This is a genomic window from Yersinia sp. LJYL362, assembly GCF_048323875.1.
Genome location: NZ_JBLWEX010000059.1, coordinates 1 through 9259, shown reverse-complemented (window position 1 = coordinate 9259; position 9259 = coordinate 1). Strand labels below are relative to the sequence as shown.

Below are 9259 nucleotides of genomic sequence, written 5' to 3'. Positions count from 1 at the left end.
GCCTGCGTCAGGAGGCCAATAACGACATTCTGAAAATTTACTTCCGCAAAGATAAAGGTGAGTTTTTTGCTAAGAGTGTGAAGTTCAAATACCCACGCCAACGCAAAACTGTGGTTGCTGATAATGCTGGCCATGGCTATAAAGAAATCAATGAAATCAACCCGAATCTACGTTATGTCATTGATGAACTTGATCAGTTGTGCAAACGTGATCAAGTTGAAGTTGATTTGAAACGTAAGATTCTGGATGACTTGCGTCATTTAGAGAGTGTAGTGACCAATAAGATTGCTGAAATTGAAGCTGACCTGGAAAAACTGACCAGCGCTCGCTAAATAGGTTGTATCACTAAAGTCATTGGTGTTGCAGGTGAATAAACATCGCTCTCACCTGCAACTTCATGAGTAAAGGGTTAATACCCTAAATAAGTAGACGGCCCCACTGCTCCACCCACGAAGCGGAAACCACCTCTGGTTCCGGATGTTCAATGGCATCAATCTCTAGTCTTTCACTAATTCGTGTCGCGCCTTGCTCTTGTAATAATTCATCAAATGCACGCCCGGCTCCACAGAAATTATCATAACTGCTGTCCCCCAACGCAATGATGCCATAGCGCAATTCTGGCTGGAATCCAACCTGATCGCGCACGGCGACGAAGAGCGAAGCAATGCTGTCCGGGAAATCACCCTGCCCGGTTGTTGAGGTCACCACCAGCACATAATGTTGACGATAATATTGCCAGGCCTCTAAAGTGCCCTCATCGAACACTTTGACCTCGTGCCCCTGTTCTTTCAGTATGCTCTCAGCTTCTTCTGCAACTAAGAGTGAGTTACCGTACACAGTGCCGACAAAAATCCCGACCTGAGCCATAAAAAGTTGTCCTTTTAACGAAAAAAATTACGCACTATCCTGACTCGCCGTTGCTGCAAACTCAACCCTTTCAAGATGAGGGGCAATACCTAGCCAACCGAAATGTGACATCAGCTGTTGCCAGGATTCATCCCAACGCGCCGTCAAACTGAGCGACTCTCCGGTCACTGGATGAGTGAGATGCAAATGGCTGGCATGAAGCATGAGCCGTGAGCAATCAAAATGCTCTGCAATCCCACGATTCTGACGCAGATCGCCGTGGGTACTGTCACCGATGATCGGGTGGCGAATATGCGCCATATGCCGACGAAGTTGATGCTTGCGGCCCGTTTCTGGTGTTAACTCCATTAAACTAAAGCGCGCAGTGTCATAACGCCCGATAGCAATAGGCACTTCCACTTGAGCCAGGGCCTGATAATGGGTGACTGAAGGCTGTGGTGCTTTATCAGGGCGGGCGAATTTATCCGCAATTTTGTCTAACTCTTCAGTCATCTCATAATCAATAGTGCCATCGTCCAGCACATATCCACGCACGACCGCATGATAGGTTTTCTGAATCTGATGCTGTTCAAATTGCAACGAAAGGGCACGAGCCACATCGCTGGACAGTGCCATCAGCAGCACACCCGATGTCGGGCGGTCCAGGCGATGAACGGTATAAACGTGCTTGCCAATTTGGTCGCGTACAGTTTGCATGACAAAGACGGTTTCATTGCTATCCAGCCAACTACGGTGGACAAGCCAACCGGCAGGTTTATTTACCGCAACTATATGTTCGTCTTGATAGAGTATTTCCAGCATTAGTGGCTTTCTTTATTCAGCAGGTCATCGAGACGCTGTAATTCTACCAGCAGTGAGGTGCAATCTGGGCGGCCCTCGCCAGTCAGCGCTTCTTCAAAATAAGGTGTAATAGCAAAACGTGTGGGGAGTGGCCCTTTTGATTCCAACAATGCGTACATCCGGGGGATAAGTACCCATTGTAACCACTGCTCAGCATCCATGGTATCAATGCTGAAAGGCTCATTACTGTCAAAAGCCTCGACTTGTGGCGGAACTGTTTGCCAAAGATCAATGGCCCGCATGGCAAGCTCGATATTCTGTAGGCTCTGGCGCACCTGATTTTCTGTATTCATGATTATGCTCTCAACCAAAAAACAACCATTCACCGGGCTGGTTCAACGGCGGCCAAGCATACCATTGAAGAACAGGATGCCCAAGTTCACACCCTAGACGACAGAAGGGGATTGAGCAAAATATAGATAAAAAAAGGGGTACTGTTTTACCAGTACCCCTCTATTCGTTTTATAGCAATCCAGCTAAAAGTGATGCTCCCTGCTCAATCCTTGAAAACTTTTCCGTGCGGTTATCCTAACCAGCAATCCGTCGCGTTGTCCTGCACCATCCCAGTGCCAATCCTGAGGTTATCCTAACCCACCAATCATCCTGAACTGGCTCTCAATCTCCATCCTGGAGGTGTCCTTTGTTTCTTCCTGAAACATCCCTTCACTCATCCTAAGCAGTCCCTGAGTCCTTCATCCTGAAGTGGCACCATCCTGATACCGTCCTTTCCGCCAGATCCTATCGGGCGAGTAAAGGATCGCTTAATCGACAAAGAGAGGCAAGGTACTGTAAGAAGAATGGGGAGGATGCTTTTATATATAAAAAAATGAATGTTTGTAACAAAGTGATTTTATTGAAGATAAATCTAATACAATAATTTCACATAAAAGGAATAGAAGTGATGTCTCACAGCTCGCGTGAGAGATCTCTCACACGAGCTGTGCTGGGATGGGCAATAATCTTATCTTTATTCAGGAAATACAGGACGTAATGCATCCAGAAAATGAGCAAGAGTCGATGCCAGTAATGTCCGTTTACCGCTACCAAACTCCTCTAACACCACATTGCCACTGACATTACACAGTGAGACCATGGTCATTTCCGATTCCGTTGTCGCTAAAAACAGTGTTGGCGAGAGTTTCAGTCTTTTCTGTGTCACCAAATGGCCAATGAGATTTTCCTGTAAACGAATGAAATCGTCTTCGCTCCAAACCTGAAGCAAGGTAAAGCGGTGATCGCCTAAATCAGCTTTCATGTCCCCGGCATATTGCTGGGTATAAAACTCATGGATATCAGGATGAAGCTGAATCTCCAGTGCCCGTTCAATATTGGCAAGATTCGCGCCACCAACAAAAGGCTGCGGCAACCAAAACACCCGATTATTCTGAGTTTCTACATTACAGGGAGAAGGCACCCCATAAAGCTCCTCACTGGCAGGTGGCCGCCCGGTTTGCTGCTGCCATAAGTCAATATAGCGCTGAGTAAAGCTCTTGAGTGCCGTTGAAACGTTCTGGTCCATTCTTATTCTCTGTATCGCGGCGGCTTGCGCTGCACCAAGGTAAAGGCGTTACCCTACTTAGAAATGCAGTTAAACGCGGCATTAATTGATAAACTATAGCTATTGTACCTTTCTCTTATCATGGGAACAGCATGTCTTCATATCAAGACCACAAGGCTCTGGCGGAACTGACGCTGGGCAAACCCACCGCGTATTGTGATCACTACGACGTGACCTTATTGCAGGCCGTGCCACGCAGTATGAACCGCAAACCTCTCGGTTTATATCCTGATAATCTGCCCTTTCATGGTGCTGATATCTGGACGTTATATGAGCTATCCTGGCTAAACAGTAAGGGCTTACCACAAGTTGCTGTGGGTGAAATTAGCCTAAATGCTGATAGCGTTAACCTCATTGAGTCAAAGAGTTTTAAACTTTACCTCAACAGTTTTAACCAAACAGCGTTTACTGACTGGGAAAGTGTGCGCACTACTTTGCAACAGGATTTATCCGCCTGTGCCCAAGGAGACGTCAGTGTCACCCTATACCGTCTGAATGAAATGACACATCAACCGATAGCCAACTTATCGGGAGAATGTCTGGATGAGCAAGATATCAGGATCGATAGCTATGAGTTCAATGCCGATTACCTACAAGGGGCAACAGGTGAAAGTCTCGTAAAAGAGAGCCTGGTCAGCCACTTGCTAAAATCCAACTGCTTGATAACCCACCAACCGGATTGGGGCTCAGTCCAAATCAGCTACAGTGGCCCACAGATTAACCGGGAGGCTTTACTGCGCTATTTGGTCTCTTTCCGCCATCATAATGAGTTCCACGAGCAGTGTGTCGAACGCATTTTCAATGACATTATGCGTTTCTGCCAGCCTGAGACACTGTCAGTTTATGCGCGCTATACCCGCCGTGGGGGGCTGGATATCAATCCATGGCGTTCCAATATTGATTTTATGCCCTTAACCGGCCGCCTGGCGCGGCAATAAATGCGTACATCTGCGCAACTTTATCACCAGCAGCACGTTAGTATTGGCAAAAAGTGAGCGACGACGTTAAGGTTAATTATAGGTTCCTCATGCTATTTTCAGTATAAAAATCAGTAATGGATACTTAGTGGCCTCTCTGATATTCCACGGAAAACAGAAAGCAGCACTCTGATACACAGGCACTACCACCCTCAGGGGTGTAAAGGAGTAACTTTGATTACACATGTCAGCCCACTTGGCTCAATGGATCTGTTATCACAGCTCGAAGTGGATATGCTCAAACGTACAGCCAGCAGTGATCTGTACCGTTTATTCCGTAATTGCTCATTGGCGGTTCTTAACTCAGGGAGCCTGACCGATAACAGCAAAGAGCTTTTATCTCGCTATGAAACCTTTGATATCAATGTGCTTCGCCGCGAACGCGGTGTAAAACTCGAACTGGTTAACCCACCAGAGCATGCTTTTGTTGATGGTAAAATTATTCGCTCTTTGCAGGCAAACCTGTTTGCGGTCTTGCGTGACATTCTGTTTGTGAATGGTCAAATAGTCAACGCTGGGCGTTTCCAACACCTGGATATGGAAAGCTCCAGCCATTTGACCAATTTGGTCTTTTCCATTTTGCGTAATGCCCGAGCACTCCATCTTGATGAAGATCCAAATATGATTGTTTGCTGGGGCGGCCATTCAATCAATGAAACCGAATACTTGTATGCCCGTAAGGTCGGCAGCCAATTGGGGTTGCGTGAGTTGAATATCTGTACCGGCTGTGGCCCCGGAGCCATGGAAGCACCGATGAAAGGGGCCGCAGTAGGTCATGCCCAACAACGTTACAGACAAGGCCGCTTTATCGGTATGACCGAGCCGTCAATCATTGCCGCAGAGCCACCAAACCCGTTAGTCAATGAACTGATTATCATGCCAGACATTGAAAAACGACTCGAAGCCTTTGTTCGTATCGCCCATGGCATCATTATTTTCCCTGGTGGCGTGGGAACAGCAGAAGAATTGCTCTATTTGTTAGGTATTCTGATGAACCCACATAATAAGGAGCAGGTTTTACCCCTGATCCTAACCGGGCCAAAAGAGAGTGCAGATTACTTCAGAGTCGTGGATGAATTCATCATGAACACACTGGGTGACGAAGCACGCAAATACTACCAGATAATTATTGATGCCCCGGATGAAGTCGCTCGTCAGATGAAAAAAGCGATGCCATTGGTGAAAGAGAATCGCCGTAATACCGGTGATGCTTATAGCTTCAATTGGTCTATGCGTATTGAGGCTGACTTGCAGCACCCCTTTGAGCCGACTCATGAGAACATGGCCAATCTGGACTTATCCCACAATCAACCCCCTGAGAAACTGGCTGCCGCATTACGCCGTGCTTTCTCCGGTATTGTGGCGGGTAACGTCAAAGAAGTGGGCATTCATGCTATTGAAGCTCACGGGCCATTCAAGTTGCATGGTGATCCTTTACTAATGAAACATATGGACCAGCTGTTACAAGGCTTCATTATCCAGCAGCGGATGAAGTTACCGGGCAGTGCTTACACACCTTGCTATGAAATTTGTAGTTAAAGAATAAATAACCCTCAGCGATAGCGCTGGCACGGACTTGTGGCTGGCGCTACCTGAAGGTTGTTTGAGCACCGTCAGGTTCGCTCTTTATAGCAAAGAAGGGCCAATAAAATAGCCCTTATGGGATAGGTTTTAAGACAGTCCATGCAAATCCACCTTCTTATTGTTGATGCTCTTAATCTGATTCGTCGCATTCATGCGGTACAAGGTTCACCTTGTGTAAATGCTTGTCAGCATGCGCTGCAACAGCTTATTTCACATAGCCAGCCAACACATGCCGTCGCCGTTTTTGATGAGGATGACCGCTCGGACAGTTGGCGTCATCAATCTCTGCCGGATTACAAAGCAGGCCGCTCACCGATGCCAGATAATCTGCAACAAGAAATGCCGCTGATCCGCGCAGCATTCCACTCATTAGGGGTTAATTGCTGGAGTTCACCGGGCAATGAAGCTGATGACCTTGCTGCGACATTGGCGATAAAAATTGGTGGGGCCGGGCATCAGGTCACTATTGTTTCAACCGACAAAGGCTATTGCCAGCTATTAGCACCAAATGTTCAGATTCGCGATTACTTCCAAAAACGCTGGCTGGACATGCCATTTGTAAAGCAGGAGTTTGGCGTGTTACCGCACCAATTGCCTGACTACTGGGGGCTCGCCGGGATCAGCAGCAGTAAAATTCCGGGCGTCGCCGGCATTGGAGCAAAAACTGCCGCACTATTATTGCAACAAGCAAACAGTCTGGAGGAACTCTATCAGGGGTTAGATTCAGTGCCAGAGAAATGGCGCAATAAGTTGCAACAGCATCAAGAAATAGCCTTTATTTGCAAACAAATAGCGACCCTGAAAACTGATTTGCCATTAAGTGGCAACCTGCAGCAGCTACGTTTAAATCGGTGATATCAACATAAAATACTAAGGGGCCAACCGGCCCCTTGCGTGTATACCCGTCATACTTCAAGCTGCATGTGCGTTAGCTACGCTCAATAACCCGAATTACTTACGACAGTAAGCTCATCGGGGTTCTCTCCCTTGCCGCCTTCCTGCAACTCGAATTATTTAGGGTATATATCATCAAATGTTAAAAACGCTCATCACGGCGGCCTGGCGCACCAGACCAAATACGCCGCACATGCACCGTGACTTCTTCACGGTCATGATAAAGCTGCTTGGCCTGAATATGGGCGTTAATACCATTTTCTTTAAGCTGTTCATCGATCATTTCCAGATTCTCCGAAACAACTTCAAAACGTTTTTTCATCGGTAACTTCAGGTTAAAAATCGCCTCGCGGCACCAACCGTTGACCAACCATTTAATAATAAGTTGAGTGACTTTGGCCGGTTTTTCCACCATATCGCACACTAACCAGTAAATATTGCTGCGCGTTGGCTCATATTTAAAACCGTCTACGCGATGATGCGTAACCTGCCCGGTATCCATCAAGCTTTGTGCCATCAAACCATTATCAATGGCCTGAACCATCATGCTGCGTTGCACTAACTGATAAGTCCAGCCACCGGGGCAAGCCCCTAAATCGACAGCATGCATGCCACTGGCTAAACGCTCTTCCCATTCGTCAGCAGGGATAAATACATGGAAAGCCTCTTCCAGTTTGAGGGTTGAACGGCTTGGGGCATCAGACGGGAACTTGAGACGCGGGATACCCATATAGAATGGGGAGTTATTGTTGCTATAAGAATAACCAACATAACAACAGCCCGATGCGATAAAGAATACATGCACTACTGGCCGATGAGAATTCTCACGGGCAGACAGAATTTTTTGTTCGCGCATTGCATTACGCAGCGGCACCGTCAACTTACGACAAAACTTAAGTAATTCTTTGCTTTCATTGGTGTCAGCAACTTCAACCCGCAGTTCACCGGCTTTCTCGACAACACCGATTAACATACCAACAATTGGCGATACACGATCTTCCGGTGGTAAATCTTTCAGTAACTCGCCTACAACCATCATTTGGCGGGCAAAAATCAACTCGCGGAATGGCACTTCACGAATCAAACGATCCGCATCTTCCAACTGATAGCATTCAAATAGCACATAACCGCTATTTTCTTTTACCCGCGCGAAACCAAAGATTTCAAGCTGTGCTGCTTTGGCGGTAATTTCCGCCGCACACTCTTTCTCAAAACCTGAGCGGCAATATAAAGCAATTTTATTATTCATGGCGTTCTGCCCTTTTTCTTAGACGCAGCGCGCCAATCAACATCAAAATCCATCCCGCCAGAAAACATACTCCGCCCACTGGCGTGATATATACCCACAATTTCAGGTGCGATAGAGCCAGGCAGTATAAACTGCCACTAAAGAGTAACGTTCCGAGTGCTAACAAGGCCCCACTCCAGTAAAACCAAATACTTATCTGCCGTTGCATGGCAACAGCGAGTGCCAGGATAGCCAGTGTATGGAATCCCTGATACTCCAGCCCGGTATGAACCCAAGCCATTTCATTCGCCCCCAAAGAGGCACTCAATACATGCGCCCCAAAGGCACCGAAAGCAACATAGAAAAAACCGCTCAGGGCAGCAAATATCAGCATTAAACGACCATTCATCGTCATTAACCTTAAATTAATATCGCCTAATCATTGAAATTAGTTGTCGTAGCGAAAGCGTAGTTTTTCCTGCTCGCTAGCCGCTCTTGCCAGTATCCACTGACGAAAGGCGGCTATTTTACCCAGTTCTGCCTGACTGTCATGACAAACCAGATAAAAAGCATTTTTACTCACCAGCACATCACTAAACGGGCACACCAATCGACCCGCTTCAATCTCAGACTGCGCCATCACGTTATTCACCAACGCAATACCTTGCCCATGAACTGCGGCCTGAACCACCATCGCACTGTGGCTAAATATTGGGCCTTGCTGCACATTAATCTGCGGTACACCCAATTGACGGGTATACGCCATCCAATCTCGGCGGGAAGTATCATGCAACAGGGTGTGATTAGCCAGATCTGCCGGTACTTTTAATCCATTTTCGCCCATTAGCAGGCTGGGAGCACAAACAGGAAGCAAGAATTCAGCATATAGACGTTCGGTACGCAAGCCGGTCCAATTTCCCCGGCCATAAAATATTGCCACGTCTACGTCATCAGCAAGTTTGTCCTCTTCTCGGTCTACCGCCTGAATTCTGACATCAATGCCCGGATAAGCCGCATTAAATCCAGAAAGGCGGGGAACCAACCATTGAATAGCAAAACTGGGCGGAAGACTGACGGTCAGAGCACCTTTCGCGCTACGTGCCTGCAATTTACGAGTGGCTTCATTGATAGAGGTAAAAATCTCTTTGATGTCGAGGTAATAACTCTGCCCTTCTTCGGTCAGTAGCAAAGAACGGTTACGCCGACGGAACAGTTTTAGTCCGAGAAAATCCTCCAGTGACTTTATCTGGTGGCTAACAGCGGCTTGCGTGACAAATAATTCATCAGCCGCTTTAGTAAAACTCAGGTGGC

The 9259-nt window shown here is 47.1% G+C and carries 11 protein-coding genes; 4 read left to right on the top strand and 7 right to left on the bottom strand.

What is annotated here, in order from left to right:
* Positions 1–2: 2 nt before the first annotated feature.
* A complete protein-coding gene (locus tag ACNSO8_RS02520; RefSeq protein ID WP_418393727.1) occupies positions 3–332 on the top strand; it encodes a DUF3461 family protein in 330 nt (109 codons plus the stop codon).
* Between the two features lie 85 nt (positions 333–417).
* Here ACNSO8_RS02520 and ACNSO8_RS02515 read toward each other — a convergent pair whose 3' ends face one another.
* From ACNSO8_RS02515 to syd, 4 genes are all read right to left on the bottom strand, one after another.
* Positions 418–867: a flavodoxin gene (locus tag ACNSO8_RS02515; protein WP_418393726.1), complete on the bottom strand. Its 450-nt coding sequence runs from the start codon at positions 865–867 to the stop codon at positions 418–420.
* Positions 868–894: 27 nt separating this feature from the next.
* A complete protein-coding gene (gene truC / locus ACNSO8_RS02510) occupies positions 895–1668 on the bottom strand; it encodes a tRNA pseudouridine(65) synthase TruC (protein ID WP_418393725.1) in 774 nt (257 codons plus the stop codon).
* On the bottom strand, positions 1668–2000 hold the full coding sequence (locus ACNSO8_RS02505) for a YqcC family protein (protein ID WP_418393724.1): 333 nt from the start codon (positions 1998–2000) through the stop codon (positions 1668–1670). The genes truC and ACNSO8_RS02505 overlap by 1 nt, the downstream gene beginning before the upstream one ends.
* 674 nt (positions 2001–2674) lie before the next feature.
* Positions 2675–3226 (bottom strand): SecY-interacting protein, encoded by a 552-nt coding sequence (gene syd / locus ACNSO8_RS02500; RefSeq protein WP_418393723.1) that lies wholly within the window; start codon positions 3224–3226, stop codon positions 2675–2677.
* Positions 3227–3357: 131 nt separating this feature from the next.
* On the opposite strand from syd, the gene queF reads away from it, so the two are divergent.
* From queF to xni, 3 genes are all read left to right on the top strand, one after another.
* A complete protein-coding gene (gene queF / locus ACNSO8_RS02495) occupies positions 3358–4203 on the top strand; it encodes an NADPH-dependent 7-cyano-7-deazaguanine reductase QueF (RefSeq protein WP_418393722.1) in 846 nt (281 codons plus the stop codon).
* A gap of 213 nt (positions 4204–4416) precedes the next feature.
* Positions 4417–5781: a nucleotide 5'-monophosphate nucleosidase PpnN gene (gene ppnN / locus ACNSO8_RS02490; RefSeq protein ID WP_418393721.1), complete on the top strand. Its 1365-nt coding sequence runs from the start codon at positions 4417–4419 to the stop codon at positions 5779–5781.
* A 144-nt stretch (positions 5782–5925) separates the two neighbouring features.
* Entirely contained in the window at positions 5926–6681 is a 756-nt protein-coding gene (gene xni / locus ACNSO8_RS02485) for a flap endonuclease Xni (RefSeq protein WP_418393720.1), read from the top strand.
* Positions 6682–6862: 181 nt separating this feature from the next.
* On the opposite strand, the gene rlmM is transcribed toward xni, so the two are convergent.
* The 3 genes from rlmM to ACNSO8_RS02470 form a co-directional block, all read right to left on the bottom strand.
* A complete protein-coding gene (gene rlmM, locus ACNSO8_RS02480) occupies positions 6863–7969 on the bottom strand; it encodes a 23S rRNA (cytidine(2498)-2'-O)-methyltransferase RlmM (protein WP_418393719.1) in 1107 nt (368 codons plus the stop codon).
* Positions 7962–8357: a DUF423 domain-containing protein gene (locus ACNSO8_RS02475; RefSeq protein WP_072081953.1), complete on the bottom strand. Its 396-nt coding sequence runs from the start codon at positions 8355–8357 to the stop codon at positions 7962–7964. Before ACNSO8_RS02475 ends, rlmM begins: the two co-directional genes overlap by 8 nt.
* 39 nt (positions 8358–8396) lie before the next feature.
* A partial coding sequence (locus ACNSO8_RS02470; RefSeq protein WP_418393718.1) for a transcriptional regulator GcvA occupies positions 8397–9259 on the bottom strand: 863 nt, incomplete at its 5' end.